Annotated in this window: 15 protein-coding genes, 1 pseudogene and 1 other annotated feature; of the genes and pseudogenes, 2 read left to right on the top strand and 14 right to left on the bottom strand. The window is 42.5% G+C overall.

What is annotated here, in order from left to right:
* Positions 1-114: 114 nt before the first annotated feature.
* From ACTJJQ_RS00395 to ACTJJQ_RS00385, 3 genes are all read right to left on the bottom strand, one after another.
* Positions 115-846: a prepilin peptidase gene (locus tag ACTJJQ_RS00395; protein WP_076822355.1), complete on the bottom strand. Its 732-nt coding sequence runs from the start codon at positions 844-846 to the stop codon at positions 115-117.
* 149 nt (positions 847-995) lie between these two features.
* Positions 996-2,300, bottom strand: coding sequence for a bifunctional folylpolyglutamate synthase/dihydrofolate synthase (locus ACTJJQ_RS00390; protein WP_060832483.1), 1,305 nt, complete (start codon positions 2,298-2,300; stop codon positions 996-998).
* Between the two features lie 65 nt (positions 2,301-2,365).
* Positions 2,366-5,008, bottom strand: a complete 2,643-nt coding sequence (locus tag ACTJJQ_RS00385; RefSeq protein ID WP_017358140.1) for a valine--tRNA ligase — start codon at positions 5,006-5,008, stop codon at positions 2,366-2,368.
* Between the two features lie 59 nt (positions 5,009-5,067).
* Positions 5,068-5,297 (bottom strand) — a binding site (T-box leader).
* Between the two features lie 169 nt (positions 5,298-5,466).
* Between ACTJJQ_RS00385 and ACTJJQ_RS00380 the strand changes: the two genes are divergently transcribed.
* Positions 5,467-5,655: a hypothetical protein gene (locus ACTJJQ_RS00380; RefSeq protein ID WP_003216497.1), complete on the top strand. Its 189-nt coding sequence runs from the start codon at positions 5,467-5,469 to the stop codon at positions 5,653-5,655.
* Positions 5,656-5,737: 82 nt separating this feature from the next.
* Here ACTJJQ_RS00380 and ysxE read toward each other — a convergent pair whose 3' ends face one another.
* The 8 genes and pseudogenes from ysxE to hemA form a co-directional block, all read right to left on the bottom strand.
* The gene (gene ysxE, locus ACTJJQ_RS00375) at positions 5,738-6,769 is read right to left on the bottom strand and encodes a spore coat protein YsxE (protein ID WP_008342818.1); all 1,032 of its coding nucleotides are present in this window, start codon (positions 6,767-6,769) and stop codon (positions 5,738-5,740) included.
* 802 nt (positions 6,770-7,571) lie between these two features.
* A pseudogene (locus ACTJJQ_RS00370) lies at positions 7,572-8,051 on the bottom strand (LysM peptidoglycan-binding domain-containing protein); the annotation flags it as partial.
* A 331-nt stretch (positions 8,052-8,382) separates the two neighbouring features.
* Entirely contained in the window at positions 8,383-9,675 is a 1,293-nt protein-coding gene (gene hemL / locus ACTJJQ_RS00365) for a glutamate-1-semialdehyde 2,1-aminomutase (protein ID WP_008342821.1), read from the bottom strand.
* A gap of 27 nt (positions 9,676-9,702) precedes the next feature.
* Positions 9,703-10,674, bottom strand: a complete 972-nt coding sequence (gene hemB / locus ACTJJQ_RS00360; RefSeq protein WP_025207726.1) for a porphobilinogen synthase — start codon at positions 10,672-10,674, stop codon at positions 9,703-9,705.
* The gene (locus ACTJJQ_RS00355; RefSeq protein WP_025207727.1) at positions 10,671-11,462 is read right to left on the bottom strand and encodes a uroporphyrinogen-III synthase; all 792 of its coding nucleotides are present in this window, start codon (positions 11,460-11,462) and stop codon (positions 10,671-10,673) included. The genes hemB and ACTJJQ_RS00355 overlap by 4 nt, the downstream gene beginning before the upstream one ends.
* Complete coding sequence (hemC, locus tag ACTJJQ_RS00350) at positions 11,459-12,394, bottom strand: hydroxymethylbilane synthase (RefSeq protein ID WP_025207728.1); 936 nt, start codon at positions 12,392-12,394, stop codon at positions 11,459-11,461. The genes ACTJJQ_RS00355 and hemC overlap by 4 nt, the downstream gene beginning before the upstream one ends.
* A 37-nt stretch (positions 12,395-12,431) precedes the next feature.
* Positions 12,432-13,262 (bottom strand): cytochrome c biogenesis protein, encoded by an 831-nt coding sequence (locus tag ACTJJQ_RS00345; protein ID WP_008342830.1) that lies wholly within the window; start codon positions 13,260-13,262, stop codon positions 12,432-12,434.
* Between the two features lie 7 nt (positions 13,263-13,269).
* The gene (gene hemA, locus ACTJJQ_RS00340) at positions 13,270-14,637 is read right to left on the bottom strand and encodes a glutamyl-tRNA reductase (protein WP_024718410.1); all 1,368 of its coding nucleotides are present in this window, start codon (positions 14,635-14,637) and stop codon (positions 13,270-13,272) included.
* Positions 14,638-14,877: 240 nt separating this feature from the next.
* Here hemA and ACTJJQ_RS00335 point away from each other — a divergent pair, with 240 nt between their 5' ends.
* Positions 14,878-15,363, top strand: a complete 486-nt coding sequence (locus ACTJJQ_RS00335; protein ID WP_007501561.1) for a hypothetical protein — start codon at positions 14,878-14,880, stop codon at positions 15,361-15,363.
* Positions 15,364-15,406: 43 nt separating this feature from the next.
* Here the strand turns inward: ACTJJQ_RS00335 and yihA are convergent, their stop codons facing one another.
* The 3 genes from yihA to lonB all read right to left on the bottom strand — a co-directional run bounded on the left by yihA (position 15,407) and on the right by lonB (position 20,148).
* Positions 15,407-15,994 carry a ribosome biogenesis GTP-binding protein YihA/YsxC gene (yihA, locus tag ACTJJQ_RS00330; protein ID WP_007501562.1) on the bottom strand — a complete coding sequence of 196 codons (588 nt, stop codon included), beginning with the start codon at positions 15,992-15,994 and terminating at the stop codon, positions 15,407-15,409.
* Positions 15,991-18,315 carry an endopeptidase La gene (lon, locus tag ACTJJQ_RS00325; RefSeq protein ID WP_440599856.1) on the bottom strand — a complete coding sequence of 775 codons (2,325 nt, stop codon included), beginning with the start codon at positions 18,313-18,315 and terminating at the stop codon, positions 15,991-15,993. Before lon ends, yihA begins: the two co-directional genes overlap by 4 nt.
* A gap of 171 nt (positions 18,316-18,486) precedes the next feature.
* A complete protein-coding gene (gene lonB / locus ACTJJQ_RS00320; protein ID WP_007501566.1) occupies positions 18,487-20,148 on the bottom strand; it encodes an ATP-dependent protease LonB in 1,662 nt (553 codons plus the stop codon).
* Positions 20,149-20,262 lie beyond the last annotated feature (114 nt).

The raw sequence follows: 20,262 nt of genomic DNA, 5'->3' as shown, positions 1-20,262 counted from the left end.
AATGAAATAGCGCGAATGTAACCCGTCCTTCTTTCTGTTTCACACTTTAACATAGCCAATAAAAAAAAGAACAAGACTTTTGTCGGCAGGTTCAAAAAGTGTTCGCCAATTTTCTCATCCAAAAAAATCGCGAATTGGGTTTAACAGATCACCACAAAAAAGATAAAGCCAGAAAGAACAAGCGATGGCAGGAACAAAAGGAAAGGGTTCATTTGCCTTGTAAGAAAACACCTTTGCGTAAACCATTCCAGTGACAGACGAAAGAAAAAGAATGGTCAGAAACGGCTTAAATCCGAAGCAAAATGCAAGCACACCAAATAGTTTGACATCCGCTCCCCCCATACTATTTGGCTTGAAATGTTCAAAACTATAAAACAAAAGAAGACAAATAAGAAGAGATGCCGCTCCTTCCCACCAAATAAAAAGCGGTTCTAGCGTGCGGTATATGGCGAAAAGAGGAAAAAAGAAGAGAAAGAGCTCGTTGGGTACTCTCATATAAAAAAGATCGCTCACGACAGCAATCACGAATAAACTACATAGACTCACAAGAAAAAGGCCCTCAAAAGAGAAACCAGCATGTCTATAAACGAGGAAAAAAAGGCCGCCTGTCAACAGCTCAACCAGTGGATAAAGCAAAGAGAGCCGGGTTCCACAATGCTTACATGACCCTTTCAATACAATATAAGAAACAAGCGGGAGCATGTCGTGAAAAGAAAGCGGCTCTTTACAAGCTCCGCAGTGTGAACGAGGAAAAAGAATAGACCGCTTCATTGGAAGCCTCTCACCAACTAGATGAAAAAATGACCCCATGACCATGCCTGTGAAAAACATAAAAAAATCAATCAAATTAGGTGACTCCTTCCGTAAATAGAATAGACCGGATTGTACCATAGCGATTCACCTTTGATCACCTTGCGAAAAAGTGATTTTCCCCCTCTCCTACATATCAAAAGAAAAAAGACGCACACTGCATAGAAGCAATGTGCGTCTTTTCCTTACTGTAAAATACGACTTCGTACATCTGAGATAAAATAAAGGGAACCTGTCACCAGAATCATTGCTGAAGGGTCATCTCTTTTCTTCTGAATGAAGTCAAGCACTGCACGAGGGTCTTCATCAAACGATTTTGCTTCTAAATGACTGCAATCATAAAGCTTTTCCGCTGACTCAGCTCTTGGAAAGTCAAAGGAAACAAAATGAATCGATGAACTAATCCTTTCAAGCTTCTCGATCATTTGTTTGTAAGGTTTATCTTTTAACGCACTAAAACATACATGAACCTGTTTACTAGAAAAATGAGCTTGTACAGTTTCGATTAAACGGTCCATTCCTTCTTCGTTATGAGCACCATCTAAATAAACAAGAGGCTCATCTTGGATCTTTTCAAATCTTCCAGCCCACACCGCTTGCCGAATTCCTTCATACACTTGCTCATCTAGCACATGGATATATCCTTCTTGCTCCAGCCATTCGATCATTAGAACGGCAAGGGAGGCGTTCTGCCTTTGATGCGTTCCGATTAACCCTGTCTCTAGCTGCGAGTACTCCCTTTTTGGGGTAGTGAATGTGAAACGTTCACCTGTTTCTGTCGGCTGCTGGTCCTTAAAGGTACAAGTATCATATAACGAGATAAACGGCGCATTCTTTTCTTCGGTTTTGTGTTGAATCACAGTAAGAGCATCCGCTTGATGAACGGCCGTGATCATCGGAATCCCAGTTTTAATAATGCCAGCTTTTTCTGCTGCAATCTGATCAAGTGTGTCGCCTAAAATGGCCATATGATCGTGACCAATCGACGTAATTGCTGTTAAGATGGGCGCTGCCACATTTGTAGAATCAAGTCTTCCGCCAAGCCCTGTTTCCAAGAGGACAAAGTCTACTTGGTGCACATGGGCAAAATAAGCAAACGCACAGGCTGTAATGATCTCAAACTCTGTTGCTGCACCAAGCTCTGTATCATCTAATTCATCAACTAAAGGCTTGATGTCGTTCACCAAACTCAGCCACTCTTCGTCCAAAATCGGCTCCCCATTTACACTAATTCGTTCATTGAACGTTAAAATAAATGGTGAGGTGAAGGTTCCAACTGAATAGCCCGCTGACTGTAAAATGGACCGAGTAAATGCAATCGTTGATCCTTTTCCATTTGTTCCAGCCACATGCACCGCTTTTATTTTTTGTTCAGGATGGTCTAGTCTGTCCATCAGCCATTTCATTCGTTCAAGTCCCGGTTTGACACCGAAAGCGAGTCTGCTATGAATCCATTCAATGGCTTCATGATAGGTTGTAAACAATGTCATCTCTCATTTCATACGAAATTTTCAAAAAAGACGACTCCAATTCATTAGGAGCCGTCTTTTCACTCTTATGCTTTCAGCTCTTCAATACGCTTTTGAACAGCTTCGCGTTTTGCGACATAATCACGTTCTTTCGCACGCTCTTCTTCTACGACACTTTCAGGCGCTTTTTTCATAAAGCCTTCATTGCCAAGTTTTTTCTGTACGCGTTCAACTTCTTTTGTCAGCTTATCAAGCTCTTTTTGCAGACGGGCAATTTCTTCGTCTAAATTGATTAAACCTTCAAGCGGAAGAATGAGCTCTGCTCCAGAAATAACTGCTGTCATCGCTTTATCACTAGCAGGAACATCCGTGCCAATTTCAAGCACACTTGGATTCGTGAAGCGCTCAATATATGAACGGTTCTTCTCTAAACGTTCCTGTACATCAGATGTGGATGCTTTGATATATAGCTCGACTTGTTTGCTCATTGGTGTGTTGACTTCACTGCGAATGTTACGAACAGAACGAATCAGTTCAACAAGCAGCTTCATGTCAGCAGAAGCCTGTTCGTTTGAAAGCTCAGGCTTCACTTCAGGCCATTTCGCAACCGTAATAGACTCACCTTCGTGAGGCAGATGCTGCCAGATTTCTTCTGTTAAGAACGGCATAAACGGATGTAGAAGTCTCATCGTTTGATCTAATACATACGCAAGGATCGAACGAGTCGTTTTCTTCGCCGCTTCATCTTCTCCATAAAGCGGAAGTTTCGCCATTTCAATGTACCAATCACAGAAATCATCCCAAATGAAGTTGTATAAATGTCTGCCCACTTCACCAAATTCATACTTATCAGCAAGCTGTGTGACACTTTCAATTGTTTCATTTAAGCGTGTTAAAATCCATTGATCAGCAACTGATTTTTCTCCTGTTAAATCAAGCTCATCGTACGTTAAACCATCCATATTCATGAGAGCAAAACGGGATGCGTTCCAAATTTTGTTCGCAAAGTTCCAAGTGGATTCAACCTTTTCAAAGCTAAAACGTAAATCTTGACCTGGAGAGCTTCCAGTCGCTAAGAAATATCTCAATGAATCCGCTCCGTACTTGTCGATGACTTCCATTGGATCAATTCCGTTGCCAAGTGACTTACTCATTTTACGCCCTTGTTCATCGCGAATAAGACCGTGAATGAGGACATCTTTAAATGGTTTTTCTCCTGTGAATTCAAGACCTTGGAAGATCATACGGGATACCCAGAAGAAGATGATGTCATAGCCTGTTACAAGCAGATTGGTTGGATAGTAGCGCTTGAAGTCTTCACTTTCTGCATCTGGCCAGCCCATTGTAGAGAAAGGCCAAAGCGCTGAACTAAACCATGTATCAAGTACATCGTTATCTTGCTCCCAGTTTTCAATATCTTCTGGCGCATCAAGTCCCACGTATACTTCCTTCGTTTCTTTATGATACCAAGCCGGGATGCGGTGTCCCCACCATAGTTGACGAGAAATACACCAGTCACGGATATTTTCCATCCAGTGTAAATACGTCTTTTCAAATCGGTCTGGAACAAATTGAACTTGCTCATCACCTTTTTGCAGATTGATGGCTTCATCTGCGAGCGGCTGCATTTTCACAAACCATTGTGTTGATAAATATGGCTCCACTACAGCGCCACTGCGCTCACTGTGACCAACTGAATGCATGTGGTCCTCAATTTTGAACAAAATGCCTTCTTCTTGAAGATCTTTCACAAGCTGTTTACGACATTCGAAGCGGTCCATTCCTTTGTATTGAAGTGCGTTTCCATTCATTGTGCCATCTTCATTCATCACAAGAATGCGCTCTAGGTTATGACGGTTTCCAAGCTCGAAGTCATTCGGGTCATGAGCCGGCGTAATTTTTACAGCTCCTGATCCAAATTCCATATCGACATAGTCATCCCCGACGATTGGAATCTCTCGGCCGGTAATTGGTAAAACAACTGTTTTCCCAATCAAATGCTGATAGCGTTCATCTTCAGGATGTACAGCGACTGCCGTATCTCCCAGCATCGTTTCAGGTCTTGTTGTCGCAATTTCAATCGAACCTGATCCATCTGCAAGCGGATATCTCAAGTGATAAAACGCACCTTGCACATCCTTGTAGATGACTTCAATATCAGAAAGGGCCGTTTTTGTTGCTGGGTCCCAGTTAATGATGTATTCTCCGCGATAGATCAATCCTTTTTCATACAATTGAACAAACACTTGGCGGACTGCTTTATTCAAGCCTTCATCTAATGTGAAACGCTCACGCGAATAGTCTAGACCTAGACCCATTTTCGCCCACTGGCTGCGAATAAAATCGGCATACTCTTCTTTCCACTTCCACGTTTCTTCTACAAATTTTTCACGTCCGAGATCATAGCGGCTCACACCTTCTTCGCGAAGCTTCGCCTCTACCTTGGCTTGTGTTGCAATACCCGCATGGTCCATTCCTGGCAGCCATAAAACATCATAGCCCTGCATCCGTTTCATACGAGTCACGATGTCTTGAAGGGTTGAATCCCAAGCATGCCCTAAGTGTAATTTTCCTGTCACGTTTGGTGGAGGAATGACGACTGTATATGGATCTTTCGTTTTGTCATTTTGTGCTTCGAAGAATTTCCCTTCAAGCCAGTACGAATAGCGGTCTTTTTCAATCGCATTTGGATCGTACTTTGTTGGCATTTCTTGATTATTTGTTTCCATTTGTGTTACCTCCACATTTTTTCGGCTGATGAAACATAAAAAAAGCCTTCTCATCCTTATAAAAGGACGAAAAAGCTTTTTCGCGGTACCACCTTTTTTCACGAAACACTTAGACGTGTCCCGTACTCTCTAAAGGATAACGGGGATCTCCCGAATTTCTCTACTACATGTTTCAAGAAATTAAGCTCACAGGCGACCTTCCAAACAAGTGCATCCTAGAAAACCTTTCAGCTATTGGTTTCCCTCTCTTTAGGGTCTTGCTCGTACTCTTCCTGATCCACGCTTACGATATATCACGTTCATCAGCTTATACTCATCTTTTATTAATATTACTAAATGCCTTTTGTTTTCGTCAATCATCTTTTCCGCTTTTCTTCTTCTTTATACAAATTGGGCAGGCACCCTTTGCCTCTTTGCCCATATGATAATAACAAAATAAAGAAGGAGGGCGTTTTATTTTGAAAAAGATCAATCCTTACACACTCCCCCCATGGCTTAGACAAATTCGGGCAGTTGCCTCCCAAGTCGTTCTCCCGATTGCCATATTTCAAGGCTTTCGTACGATCATTTTTCCCACAACATTTGACGTCCTCATCTTAGGAATTCTCATATTTCTCGCCTGTGCCTTTCATCTTGATTGGTTTTAAGAGAGCTGAATGTTGCAGGCTCACTCTTATGTATAGGTCATCCCTCGTTAGACATTTCATAGCGCAACAGCAAACAACCTCGTCACTCTTCTGATGACGAGGCATTTTGTTCTTCTTCAAGGCGTCTAGCCTGCTCAATTTCGTGTATTTTCATGACGGTCGGCTCAGAATTTTTCATTTGCCAATACGCCCTTAACAGCTCCTGACAACTTTCCATCTCATCCTGTCCGCCTGCTTCATAGGCTTTCACCGTATCAAACAAACCCTGCGGATAAGCGAGGTAGCTCAAGAACAAATGAATCTCTTCCTCACGAAGTTTATTTCCCTTTTGATACGTATAAAACAAAGATGTGCATTCAGGACAAGGAGTAGGGTAGGTTTTGAATGTGCGATAGTAAAAGGTCAAAAGGTCATAAATGGGGGCAGCCTTTTTAGACCGCTCAAAATTGGTGAAATGTCCTGTACCTACATCATTGTACAAAAAGTGATGGATTGACAGTTGCCCATGGTTTAACACAATACGTGTCGTCTCTTGGTCTTTCATTTCCTCATGCCAATCCTCTAAACGTTCAAGTGCAAATTCACTTGCAGACATCGCTTCTGAAAAGTACATAGCAGCAGCCAGCTCAAATGGCGACATATACCATGTTTGTTCTGCCCGCTCGATAAATCGTTCATACATGTCTTTCTCTGTTTCCCATTTGCTTTTCATTTGGGTGTAGTGAGCCTCTATTTCCTGCTCAGTAATGTCCATCATGACTTCTGTTCGTTTATGAAGTCTTGCAATCTCTTGAAATAAATATTCATGTTTATCGTCCTGCTCTTCTCTCTTTTCATTCGTTAGCCATGGCATGAGGTAATACGTGTACTGGCTTTCTCGATGATTTGAGAAAAAGGAACCGCTCTTCGTGCGATAAATCGGCACAAACGAGCGATAGCCTTTTGATTCTAGTTCAAGCATTTGCTCTGTAAACTGCATGTGTCGATGGGGTTTTACTCGCTTTAGTGCAAATACGCCCTGCTTTGTATACACTCTAACGACTGCTGGACTGACAGGTTCGATATATTCAGCCTCAAGCCCGTATTCGTATAGGACAGATTGGATTTCATCCACGTTCTCTCACCACATTTTCTCGGTCCATCATCTCATACTATGCATTGCTTTTTTGATATTCAGGAATATAAAGAATCTGCCCTTCTTCAAGCTCTGCATCCACCGACAATGAATTCGTTCGAAGGAGCTGCTGCACATTCAACTGATATCGCTCACAAATACGATCGACCGTATCTTCTTGCTGAACTATACATATTTTCATGCGAGAAAAATCTTCCTCCTCCTGCTTAGCGAACAGCTTCGTTAAATAAAGAGAATTCTCACTGCCAGACGCTTCTCTCTGGTCATGTTCAAACTCCTCAGCTTCTTGAGCTGATTCATACACCTTTGGTGCTTCACGTTCATATAATCGTTCGAACTGATAGCTGTCATCCCGCTCTTCCTGCGTCTGTTCCATCTGATAAGCAGGTGATTCAAAGGCTGGATAAGCTGGCGGCTCTTCTTCTTCCTTGCTCTCTGCTTCAGGGTCTTTCCTCACTTCCACCTCAAAGAACGTATCATCCCGCTCCTCTTCTTCTAACAGCTTAGGCGGGTCAAAGAATGGCGGCTCTTGAACTTGAGCTTCTGGGAAGGAACGATACCCAAGCGCCACGGCTTCTTCTTCCTCATATTCCTCCTCTTCTTCTGCTTCTTCCACCATCACCGTCTCGATGTCTATTTCATCCTCTTCTTGTTCAGTTCGCGCTTCATGTTGCAAAACGGCCTGCTGTTCTGCATTTTCTTCATGCTCTTCACGTGGCAGCATTTCTTGCTCTTCATATTCAGACTGCGCCTGATATTCATAAGTGACATCGCCATATTCCTCTTCAGCACGATGGACAAATTCATATGGCTCTTCTACAAGCGGTTCAGGCGTTCCTTCATCTAACAGACCTTCAATGGCCAAATCAGCCTGAATCGTGAGCAAACGGCTTTCTGTCAGCTGGTAATCAAATGCATCAATAAACACAAATACATCATTTAAATGACTAATTTTGTTCTTGGGGATCGTGATATCCACCGGAAATTGATGCAGCAGCTCAGCCGTTCCGTCCTCTCTTACCTTCACCTCATCAGCCTGCCTGTATGATGCATAGGAACTGGATTCACCCATTAGCTCCTCTTGATTTATGTTGTATTCTCCTGTTAGCTCGAGTGAACCTCTAATGGAAACATAATCATTCACTTCTTGAACGAGAATGTCAGGATCGAGAGAAATTGACAGCAACTCACTGACTTCCTGTCCGTTTTTGAAATAAATGGACTCTTCTACCGAAAACTGTAATCGATTGTTTTGAGACAAGTCGGTGTCCTCCTTTCATCTAATCCTTCAAAATAAAATTAGATGTCAATACAGGTGTATGAAAGAGGCGGTGAAAATATGATTGGTTTTATGCAAAGCAAAAAGCCGATATGTCTCCATATCGGCTCAGCGTGTAGACAAACCCTCGCATTCGGTGTCAGTCCTGCGCGCTGGTGCTCACGAATGTCAAATTCGCTCCGCTCCGGTGCTCGTCCTTCCTAGACTGCAAAGGTTTTCTTTCACGCTGAAAAGAAGACAAAGGGCTAAAATAAAGTTCATTTTAACCCTTTGTCAACGATCTAAGCCGATATGTCTCCATATCGGCTTTTGGTTACTGAGCTAATTTTTGAAATACCTTTTCAACTGTCTCAATCGTATACTCGATGTCTTCATCCGTATGAGCAGTTGATAGGAACAGCCCTTCGAATTGTGAAGGTGGAAGGAAGATGCCGTGATCAGCCATTTCCTTGTAGAATTCAGCGAATAAAGCGAGGTCAGCTGTTTTCGCTGTATCGTAATTGACGACTTGTTCGTTTGTAAAGAAGAATCCAATCATGGAACCTGCACGGTTAAATGTTAGTGGAATCCCATGTGCTTTCGCCGCTTTTGAAATGCCTTCTTCCAAACGATCTCCTTTGCGTCTAAACTCTTCATAAGACTCAGGTGTCAGCTGTTTTAATGTTTCAAGACCTGCTGTCATCGCAAGCGGGTTACCGGATAACGTTCCTGCTTGATAAATCGGGCCGCTTGGCGCAATTTGTCTCATAATGTCCGCTCTACCGCCATAGGCACCAACTGGCAGACCGCCTCCGATGACTTTACCAAGACATGTCAGATCAGGCGTAATGCCAAAATAGCCTTGTGCACAATGATAATCCACACGGAAGCCTGTCATGACCTCATCAAAAATGAGTAAAGAGCCATATTGCTCAGTGATGTCTCTCAATCCTTGCAAGAAACCTTCTTGCGGAGGGACAACACCCATATTTCCTGCAACTGGTTCTACAATGACACCTGCAATGTCGTCTCCAAATTCTTCAAAAGCGACTTTGATGCTTTCTAAATCATTGTATGGAACGGTGATCGTATTGCTTGCTGTACCTTCAGGGACACCAGGGCTATCCGGAAGTCCAAGCGTTGCCACACCCGAACCAGCTTTAATAAGCAAAGAATCACCGTGGCCATGATAACAGCCTTCAAATTTCACAATTTTGTTTCTGCCTGTAAAACCACGTGCTAGACGAAGCGCACTCATCGTCGCCTCTGTTCCAGAGCTGACCATACGAATGACCTCAATAGAAGGAACTCGTTCTGATACAAGCTTAGCTAATTCATTTTCAACTAAAGTAGAAGCACCGAAGCTTGTACCATGTTCAGCTACTCGTTGAATACTTTCAACCACACGGTCATTTGTATGCCCTAAAATAAGCGGTCCCCACGATAAGACATAATCAATATATTCATTTCCGTCAATATCGTATATTTTTGCGCCTTTGCCTCGTTCCATAAAAATCGGGTCTGTATTGACTGATTTAAATGCGCGCACAGGGCTGTTCACACCACCCGGCATTAACTGCTGCGCTTCTTTAAATGCTTGCTTTGACTTTTCATAGCTACGTCCCATTTCAATGTCCTCCTGTCTATCCGTTCTTTATTCTGAGAGCCATTTCGCTGCATCTTTTGCATGATACGTAATGATTAATTCTGCGCCTGCACGTTTCATGCTAGTCAGCATTTCAAGAACAAGCTCTTTTTCAGAAATCCACCCATTTTGAGCTGCTGCTTTGACCATTGCATACTCTCCGCTCACATTGTACGCAACAACAGGAAGTGTAAATTCATTTTTCACATCACGCATGATATCTAAGTATGAAAGTGACGGCTTCACGATCAGGAAGTCAGCGCCTTCTTCTACATCAGACTGCGCTTCTCTCAGTGCTTCTAAGCGGTTTGCAGGGTCCATTTGATACGTTTTACGATCTCCAAATTGCGGTGTGCTATGCGCCGCATCACGAAACGGACCGTAAAAAGCACTTGCATATTTCACAGCATATGACATGACAGGCACATGAACAAAGCCGGCCTCATCAAGCGCCTCACGAATTGCAAGCACAAAGCCATCCATCATATTTGATGGAGCAATGATATCTGCACCTGCACGAGCCTGACTGACAGCGGTTTTCGCTAAGAGCTGAAGAGATTCATCATTTAAAATTTCTCCATCTTCAACGATTCCGCAATGTCCGTGATCTGTATATTGGCATAAGCAAGTATCAGCAATGACCACAAGCTCTGGGAAATGCTTTTTGATTTCAAGCGTTGCTTTTTGAACGATCCCATGATCGTGATAAGCTTCACTGCCTACATGGTCTTTATGGTCTGGTACCCCAAAAACAATGATAGATTTAATCCCAAGGTCAACAAGCTCTTGGACTTCTTCTTTCACAAGATCAACTGAAATGTGATAGACACCCGGCATTGAAGGGACTTCTTTCCGGACATTCTCTCCCTCTACAAAAAAGATGGGATAAATGAAATCAGAGGGTCTTAAAAATGTTTCTCTCACCAATTCTCTCATTCCTGCGCTTGTACGCAATCTGCGGTGTCTGTTAAATTTCATCATTGGTTCAACTTCCTTTCAGATAAACGGCACATTAAATCAAGCATCCCGCCTATCGTATAAGTATCTGGGGTTTCAGAAGAAATCCCGTATTGAAGCAGTGCCTCTTGTGTAAGAGGACCGATGCTCACAAAACATGTGTCTGATGCAGCTAATCTATCGATATCAGCCTCCATGGCGTGCATAAAAGAATGAACAGTGGAGGAGCTTGTAAATGTAATAAAATCAAATGATTGCTCCATCATTGCCGACTTGAGTGCGATAATTCCGTCCTCATCCTTCACTGTTTCATATATAATCCACTCTTTTACGTCAATGCCAAGCGGAACGAGGGTATTCTTCACCACATCTCGTGACAGGTGGCCTTTTGCTACAAAGACACATTCTTCTGGGTGTACATGATCAATTAAAGCATCTGCCAGTTCTTCTGCTATAAATCGCTCTGGAACCACATCCACTTTTAGGCCGTGCTGCATCAGATAGGCAGATGTTTTTTCACCTACGGCCGCCACTTTCAAGTGGGATAAGCTTTGATGTAATTGATGCTTCTCTATATAACTAAGAAAAAAAGACGCACCATTTACACTCGTAAACACAAGCCAATGGCTTGCTTCTAAATCTTCTAAAAATGCCTTCGCTTTTTCTTTTGTCAGCGTTGGTTCAAACCTGATAAGAGAGGTTAAAACAGCATGGCCGTTCAGCGCTTCAATTTTCTGCTGAAACGCACCCGCTTGACGTTCATTTCGAGTGACAAGCACCGTCTGTCCGTAAAGCGATTTGGCTATCGTCATTGGGAAGACAGATCCTTTTTCACCTTGTCGATCAAATCTTTTGCTCCCTTATCCGCCATTTGCTTCGCACATGCTGTTCCGATTGCCTCAGGGTCAGTACCTGTTACGGTTTCTCGAATAATCGTATGGCCGTCCGCAGATGCCACAAGACCTGTCAATTCAATTTCATCACGCTCATTCATCGTTGCGTAACCAGCGATCGGCACTTGACAGCTTCCATCCATTTGCTTAAGGAAGGCTCTTTCAGCAAGGACCGTTTTCTTTGTATACTCATTTGTGAATTGAGCTAACAGCTGCAAGAGCTCTTCGTCATCTCCCCGACATTCTATCGACAATGCGCCCTGCCCCACAGCAGGAAGGCAAGTATCAGGAGATAAAAATTCCGACACGACTTCTTGACTCCAGCCCATTCTAGACAATCCGGCAGCCGCTAGAATAATCGCATCATACTCTTCATTTTTCAGTTTTTCGAGTCTCGTATCAATGTTTCCACGGATCCATTTAATCTCAAGATCTGGTCTCTTCTGAAGAAGCTGGGCACTGCGCCGTAAGCTGCTCGTTCCCACAACCGCTCCCTTTGGTAGTTCATGAAGACGGAGATGATCCTTTGAAATCAACGCATCCCGCACATCTTCACGCTCAGGAATACAGCCGATGACTAAACCTTCCGGAAGAGAGGCCGGCATATCTTTCATGCTGTGTACTGCCATATCGATATCATGGTTCAGCATTGCTTGTTCAATCTCTTTAACAAACAGACCTTTTCCGCCAACCTTTGATAAGGTCACATCTAAAATTTGATCACCCTTTGTCACAATCTCTTTAATTTCAAAAGAATAAGAAGGGTTTAGTTCAGACAACTTTTGAATGACCCATTTTGTTTGTGTAATCGCAAGTTTGCTTCGTCTAGAACCTACTTTAATTGTACGCATTACGTCTTCCTCCCGACAATGCCCTTAAGACTCATCATTATTGAAACCAATGAAAGGTTGATAAGCTACCAAGCAGAAAATAATTGATCATCAGCACAAGAAATGAAGCGACATTCCATCGCGCCACGATTTTGCCCTGCATATTTCTCACCAGTCTAATGTATAAGTAAAAGCCGTATAAAAACAGCATAATAAACGAACCGAGCACCTTTGCATCTGTCCAGTACAACGTATCATACGAGATATATGCCCATATAATGCCAAGAATTAAACTAAGCAAGAGCATCGGCACGCCAATAATATTTAAGACATACGCCATGTGATCAAGCTTTGATAAGTCTTCAATTCTCAAAAGCCATTTTCCCCACTTTTTCTTTTTCAGCAAACGATATTGAAATAGATAGAGGAGTGAAAAAGCAAATGAAAGTGAAAAAGCGCCGTATGATAAAATGGCCATCGTAATATGAATGACGAGCAGCTCACTCGTCAGCTTTCCCGTCAGTTCGGCAGAATGAAGATCGGATGGTGTAAAGGTGTGAATCGCCATCATGGAAAAACCAATCACATTTGTAAAAAACACAATAAATTCAACACGTAATACTTTTGTCAAAACAAGTGACAATGTCACAAGCACCCACGTATAAAAATATAACCCCTCTGCTACATTCAACACAGGGAATCGGTCTGTTTCCATCATAATATAAAACATGTAGACTGTTTGCAGCAGCCAGACAATAGAAAGCAACCAGAAAGCCATTTTTCCAGCCTTCCGGTTGTGTTGAAGAAAATCTATGAAATAGAACAAGACACTGAGTGCATAGATCAAGATCGTCGCTTCACCTAGTCTCGCTACAATGGATTCCATCATCGCCTAATCACTCACTGGCAACTGTAGCAAGGCCTTGTGCCATATTTGTTTTAAACAGCTGAAATGCCCCTTGCTCCACCTGCATCGGCTCTGCCTTTTGCTCTTCATCTTCAACCTGTAAATCAAAGATTTCTTTAAAGAGTAAAAGTTTTTCCTCTGCATTCGGCTCCCCGGCAATTTCTTTGGCCTTTAAGATAGGATCTTTCAGCATTTGATTGATGATGCTTTTCGTATGTTTATTTAACAGCTTCATTTCACGATTTGTGAGGTTTGGAAGCTTTCGTTCGATGCTTTGCATCGTATCCGCTTGAATCGAGAGTGCTTTTTCTCTTAAAGCAGAAATCACAGGAACCACTCCGAGCGTATTAAGCCATTGCTTAAATTCCACAATTTCAGCTTCGATGAGAAGCTCCACCTCTTCAGCTACTGCACGTCGCTCTTTCAGGTTGGCTGCCACAATACCCTCAAGATCATCAATGTCATACAAAAAAGCACCTTCTACTTCAGAAATAGCTGGATCTAAATCACGTGGTACTGCAATATCCACCATGAATAGAGGTCTGCCTTTTCTCTGTTTGTTCGCTTTTTCGACCATTTCTTTTGTGATCACAAATTGTTTAGCCCCAGTAGAGCTAATTAAAATATCCGCTTCAGATAAAGTTTTTTCTAATTGATTCAAGCTCTTAGGCTCTCCTGAAAAACGGCCGGCCAGTTCTTTGGCCTTTTCGAACGTTCGATTGATGACTGTTACCTGGCCAATTCCTTGACCTTGAAGGTTTTGAGCCGCCAGCTCGCCCATTTTACCCGCACCAAGAATAAGGACATGTTTATCAGAAAGACGTCCAAAGATTTTTTTGGCAAGTTCCACTGCCGCATAGCTGACAGATACAGCATTAGACGCAATATCTGTTTCCGCATGAGAGCGTTTCGCAACTGTTACCGCCTGCTTAAACAAATAATTGAAAACGGTACCAATGGTCTTCTCCTCTTGAGCGACTTTAAAGCTTGAGCGCACTTGACCGAGTATTTGTGTTTCACCAATGACCATAGAATCAAGTCCACAGGCAACTCGGAATAAATGCTCAACCGCTCCATCATTTTCATAAAACTTCAAATATGGAGAGACATCTTCTTTTTCTAAACCGAACCAATCTGCTAAAAATCTTTTTATATAAAACCGACCAGTATGAAGCTGATCTACAACTGCGTAGATCTCTGTTCGATTACATGTTGAGATGACGATATTCTCTAGAATGCTTTTTTCTTCTTTAAGCTTGGACATCGCTGTTCCGAGCTCGCTCGGTTCAAAGCTCAGCTGTTCCCGTATCTCAACAGGGGCTGTTTTATAATCTAAACCCACAACAAGAATATGCATAACTTCAGCTTGCACCCCCAACGCCCTGTCTAATTTATAATAATTACAATATAGAATTTATTATTTATAATGATTATAACATATATTCATTTTTAACTGGATAAAAATTGTGAACAGATTTCAAAAATGTTGTGATATAGTAGAAAAATGTTCGACATCGAATGCCATATCATCACTTCAAGCAATTTACCAGATTTGGCGCGTGCGGACAAATGATCTGCTTATAAGAAGGTGACATCTTTGAAGAAGAAATCTATTTTGCTGCCGCTCACTTTGCTGGCTGTAGCACTATATGCCATTCTCTCAGGAGATCAATTTGACATTTGGAAAGATCAGGAGAAATGGTATACACTTGTACTGCTTTTTGGCCTTGCTTTCTTATATCAAGGAAAGAAGGAACAGGAAACCTCTCATGTGTTTATCGGTATGCTCATGACAGGCCTTGCGCTACACTTTATCCTTCAGCCGAAATTAGAACACTGGCCAGATACATTTACGATGATTGTGTTCATCGTCGGCCTCGCACTTTTGATGAAGTCATCACAGAAAAAGGAATATCGAATAGAAAGTATTGTTCTCATTGCACTCGGTCTATTCCTTTATTTCTTTCAACAAATTACAAAGCAACTTAGCACACTTTCGATCCCTACTTCCGGTTTTGAATTGTACTGGCCATATGTATTGATTGCCGTCAGTCTCCTCTTATTATTTTTAAAAAGGAAATAACTTATACAATAAAAAGGCATCTGCACATAGCAGATGCCTTTTTTTAGCTGTTAATCTTCGCAAGGATCGCATTCCAGGCTTCATCTTTTCCCTTTTTTGTTTCAGAAGAGAAAAGGATTAATTCATCTGATGGATCGATGTCGAGTGTCTGTTTGACGACTTTCGCATGCTTTTCCCATTTGCCTTTTGGAATTTTATCGGCCTTTGTCGCAATAATGATCACAGGAACTCCATAGTATTTAAGGAATTCATACATGTTCACATCATCTGCGGATGGTTTATGACGCAGATCCACAATTTGGACGACTGCTTTTAACTCTTCACGCATTGTAATATACGTTTCGATCATTCTCCCCCATGCTTCGCGCTCTGTTTTTGATACTTTCGCAAAGCCATAACCGGGGACGTCCACAAAATGGAGCATATCATTAATAATGTAAAAATTAAGCGTCTGGGTCTTTCCTGGTTTAGAAGACGTACGCGCTAAATTTTTCCGATTAATCAATGAGTTAATGAACGAGGACTTTCCAACATTTGATCGTCCAGCAAGTGCGATCTCAGGCAGTCCCCCGCTCGGGTACTGCTCTGGTTTCACCGCACTAATGACGATATCTGATTTTGTTACTTTCATCTTCCCTCTCCTACTAACGCTTTCTCAAGCACCTCATCTAAATGTGAAACCGGAATAAAAGTTAATCCTTCTCTCACACTTTCAGGAATATCATCAATATCCTTCTCATTGTCCTTTGGAAGAATAATCGTTTTCAGTCCTGCACGATGTGCGCCTAATGCTTTTTCTTTTAATCCGCCAATCGGAAGCACTCTTCCTCTTAACGTAATTTCTCCTGTCATGCCAACCTCTTTTGAAACAGGACGTCCTGTGAGTGCTGATACAAGAGCCGTCGCAATGGTAATACCAGCTGATGGCCCGTCCTTTGGAACCGCACCCTCTGGAACATGGATATGAATATCGTGCTTTTCATTAAATTGAGGATCAATGTTCAGTTCATCTGCTTTTGAACGGATATAACTGAATGCCGCCTGCGCAGATTCTCTCATGACATCACCGAGCTTACCTGTTAGCAAAAGCTTGCCTTTACCAGGCGAGAGTGAGACCTCGATGGACAAGGTGTCTCCGCCAACTGTGGTATATGCAAGGCCTGTGACAACGCCGACCTGATCGGTCGTTTCCGCCTGACCATAACGGTAAAGTCTTTTTCCGAGGAATTCAGATAAGTTCTTTTCCGTCACTGTGATGCGTTTGCGGTCTTCAGCCACAATTGCTCTTGCCGCTTTTCGGCAAATCGCCGCTAGCTGACGCTCTAACCCGCGGACTCCTGCTTCTCTCGTGTAATAGCGAATCATATCGTAAATCGCTGCTTCACGAAGCTGCAAGTTCCCTTTCTTTAATCCGTGCTCCTTTAGCTGCTTCGGCAGAAGGTGATCTTTCACAATTTCTGCTTTTTCAACTTCCGTATACCCTGCAATCGTGATAATCTCCATTCTATCACGAAGTGGACCCGGAATGGTTGCTAAATTGTTGGCAGTTGCGATAAATAAGACTTGAGACAAATCAAATGTCTCTTCAATATAATGATCGCTAAAATTATGATTTTGCTCTGGATCTAACACTTCAAGCATCGCAGAAGACGGATCTCCCCTAAAGTCAGAAGACATTTTATCAATTTCATCTAAAAGAAAGACCGGATTCATTGTGCCCGCCTTGCTCATCCCGCGAATGATACGGCCCGGCATCGCACCTACATAGGTTCTTCGATGACCACGGATCTCAGATTCATCACGTACACCGCCAAGAGAGATACGGATAAACTTTCGATCAAGTGATTTAGCAATGGATTTTGCAAGTGACGTCTTCCCTACCCCAGGAGGTCCTGCCAAGCAAAGAATCGGTCCCTTTAATGAATTTGTTAGTTTTTGAACAGCAAGATATTCGAGTACCCGCTCTTTTACTTTTTCAAGCCCGTGGTGCTCGTCATCTAAAATTTCGCTTGCAAGCTTTAAATCTAGACGATCTTCTGTATAAGTGCCCCACGGCAGATTGATCAGCCAATCAATATAATTGCGAATGACAGAACTCTCAGCAGAGCTTGAAGGGATTTTTTCATAACGGTTCAGTTCTTTTAAAGCCGTTTCACGAACAGAATCTGGCATACCGGACTCTTCAATTTTAGCCATAAGCGTACTGACTTCGCCTGTTTTCCCCTCTTTGTCTCCAAGCTCTTTTTGAATAGCTTTCATTTGTTCGCGCAAATAATATTCTTTTTGCGTTCGCTCCATTGAACGTTTGACACGCTGGCCAATTTTCTTTTCAATCTCTAGCACTTCTTTTTCATTGTGAATGAGACTGATGACCCGATTCAACCGTTTTTTGACATCGACTGTTTCCAGCACTTCTTGCTTGTCTTTTAATTTCAAAGGAAGGTGGGAAGCGACGATATCCGCCATTCTTCCAGGTTCTTCAATATCCGTCACCGTTGCATATGTTTCAGCTGAGATTTTTTTTGAAATTTTTATGTACTGATCAAAGTGATCTAACAAAGTGCGCATGAGTGCTTCTGCTTCTGCGTCCTTTAATTCTTCTTCTGTCAACTCTTTAATATCGACTGACGTATAGTCTTCTAGCTCCATGTAGGATTCGATCTGCACTCGATTTAAGCCTTCGACGAGCACACGGATCGTTCCATTTGGCAGCTTCAGCATTTGTTTAATTTTTGTGTAGGTGCCGACTTTGAAAATTTCCTCTTCACCTGGTTCATCTATTGAAATTTCCCGCTGTGTTGCTAGAAAAATCATATGATCGTTCATCATGGCCTGTTCTAATGCTTGAACAGACTTTTCGCGCCCAACGTCCAAATGCAAGACCATTGTTGGATAAACAAGCAAGCCTCGCAGTGGAAGGAGCGGAACATTCTTTTTGATTTCATCTGCCATGTTGATAGACACCTCCGTCACTAGTATGAATCATTATAATATACCTGTTTCAGTCTTGTACAATGTAAAAGACTTGAGAAATGATGATCTTACCGTAGTATACCCTTTCTTTTTATCTTGAAAAAGAAAAAAAGATCTATTTCACTAAAAAATCCCCATATGAGATGGGGATTAAACAGATTTCCTTTTCATTTCTTCTTCTAGTCCATCTTTCTTCTCATCTGGCGGATTGACCAAACACTGATCCAGCACTTCTTGGAAATGCTTCACAGGCACAATCGTAACCCCTTCAATCTCTTTTAAGATCGACTGCTGATTGTCATAAGGGATGATCACTGTTTTGACACCCGCTTGTTTGGCTGCCTTGATTTTTGGTATGACACCGCCAATCGGCTTCACCTGACCTTGTAATCCAATCTCACCGGTCATCGCCGTTAAATGATCAATCGGGATTTGATGAATGGCTGAGAAAATGGCTGTGGCCATCGCAATTCCAGCAGACGGCCCATCAATCGGGGCACCAGCCGGAAAATTAATGTGGATATCATATTCATTTGTTCGTATGCCTAAGTTTCGAAGCACGGTTAAGACATTTTCAACTGAGCCCTTCGCCATACTTTTCCGTCTGATCGATTTAGACTGATTGCCGATGCTTTCTTCTTCCGCAATACCTGTAATATTGATACTGCCTTTTTCAAGCGCTTTACAAATGTTCACTTCAATTTCAAGCAGAGCCCCGCTGTTCGGTCCATACACGGCAAGACCATTTACTACTCCTACCTTTGGCTTTTCCGGTACTTTTTGTTCATATCTTGGTGTCAGCTGGCTTGAATGAATGACCCATTCTACATCGGCGATCGTAATATCTTTTCGGTTTTCAGTGACAGCCATACCTGCGGCGATCTGTACCATGTTGACCGCTTCACGTCCATTTTTCACATAAGATGTTAACAGGTTCAGTCCTTCGTCACTTAATTCCTTCTGTATTTTCTCGACTGCTTTAGCTGCAACAATTTTCAGCTCATGCTGATCCAAATCCTTGAAGAAAATCTCCAAACATCTTGATCGAATAGCCGGCGGAATTTCGTCTGGTGTTCTTGTCGTGGCGCCAATCAGTCGAAAATCAGCGGGTAACCCATTTTGAAAAATATCATGGATGTGATTCGGGATTTGCGTATTTTCTTCACTGTAATAAGCACTGTCTAAAAACACTTTTCGATCTTCTAGCACTTTGAGCATTTTGTTCATTTGAATCGGATGCAGTTCTCCAATTTCATCGATAAAGAGAACGCCCCCATGAGCATGTGTGACGGCTCCTTGTTTCGGCTGCGGAATGCCGGCCTGTCCCATGGCCCCTGCTCCTTGATAAATGGGATCATGTACAGAACCAATCAAGGGGTCTGCGATGCCTCGTTCATCAAATCTTGCCGTTGTAGCATCAAGTTCAACAAATACTGCATCTTTTTTAAATGGTGAATCAGCGTGACGCTTCGCCTCTTCCATCACTAGACGGGCAGCAGCTGTTTTTCCAACACCAGGCGGCCCGTAGACGATGACATGTTGCGGGTTCGGTCCACACAGGGCTGCTTTAAGTGCACGTATACCGTCTTCCTGCCCTACAATATCTTGAAACCCCTTTGGCCGGACTCTCTCTGATAAAGGTTCACTCAGTTTAATGGATCGCATCTTTCTGAGTGCTTCCATTTCTTTTTTTGATTCTTTATCGATCGTCACCTTTTGTGTGCGCTGATTTTTCAGTAAGTTCCAAAAGTACAACCCGATGACGATACCAAAGAACAGTTGTATGAATAATACGATTCCTGTCCAGCTCAATCGGTGCTCCCTCCTTCATCTATCGTTATGTATTGGTTTCTGTCTGCTAGTATTTCCTAGAGCTGGACGGAATAAACACAACTTCCACGATAAATAAAAAACTCCTGAATCAAA

It is taken from the genome of Bacillus sp. 22483 (assembly GCF_052044605.1).
Classification (GTDB): Bacteria; Bacillota; Bacilli; order Bacillales; family Bacillaceae; genus Bacillus; species Bacillus altitudinis.
This window is presented reverse-complemented; position numbering and strand designations above follow the sequence as displayed.

Bases quoted from the DNA above. Each gene is read 5' to 3' on its own strand.
- ACTJJQ_RS00390 (WP_060832483.1), bottom strand. From the start codon at position 2,300: ATGACATTGTTTACAACCTATCATGAAGCCATTGAATGGATTCATAGC.
- ACTJJQ_RS00385 (WP_017358140.1), bottom strand. From the start codon at position 5,008: ATGGAAACAAATAATCAAGAAATGCCAACAAAGTACGATCCAAATGCG.
- hemL (WP_008342821.1), bottom strand. From the start codon at position 9,675: ATGGGACGTAGCTATGAAAAGTCAAAGCAAGCATTTAAAGAAGCGCAG.
- hemB (WP_025207726.1), bottom strand. From the start codon at position 10,674: ATGATGAAATTTAACAGACACCGCAGATTGCGTACAAGCGCAGGAATG.
- ACTJJQ_RS00355 (WP_025207727.1), bottom strand. From the start codon at position 11,462: ATGACGATAGCCAAATCGCTTTACGGACAGACGGTGCTTGTCACTCGA.
- hemC (WP_025207728.1), bottom strand. From the start codon at position 12,394: ATGCGTACAATTAAAGTAGGTTCTAGACGAAGCAAACTTGCGATTACA.
- ACTJJQ_RS00345 (WP_008342830.1), bottom strand. From the start codon at position 13,262: ATGATGGAATCCATTGTAGCGAGACTAGGTGAAGCGACGATCTTGATC.
- hemA (WP_024718410.1), bottom strand. From the start codon at position 14,637: ATGCATATTCTTGTTGTGGGTTTAGATTATAAAACAGCCCCTGTTGAG.
- yihA (WP_007501562.1), bottom strand. From the start codon at position 15,994: ATGAAAGTAACAAAATCAGATATCGTCATTAGTGCGGTGAAACCAGAG.
- lon (WP_440599856.1), bottom strand. From the start codon at position 18,315: ATGGCAGATGAAATCAAAAAGAATGTTCCGCTCCTTCCACTGCGAGGC.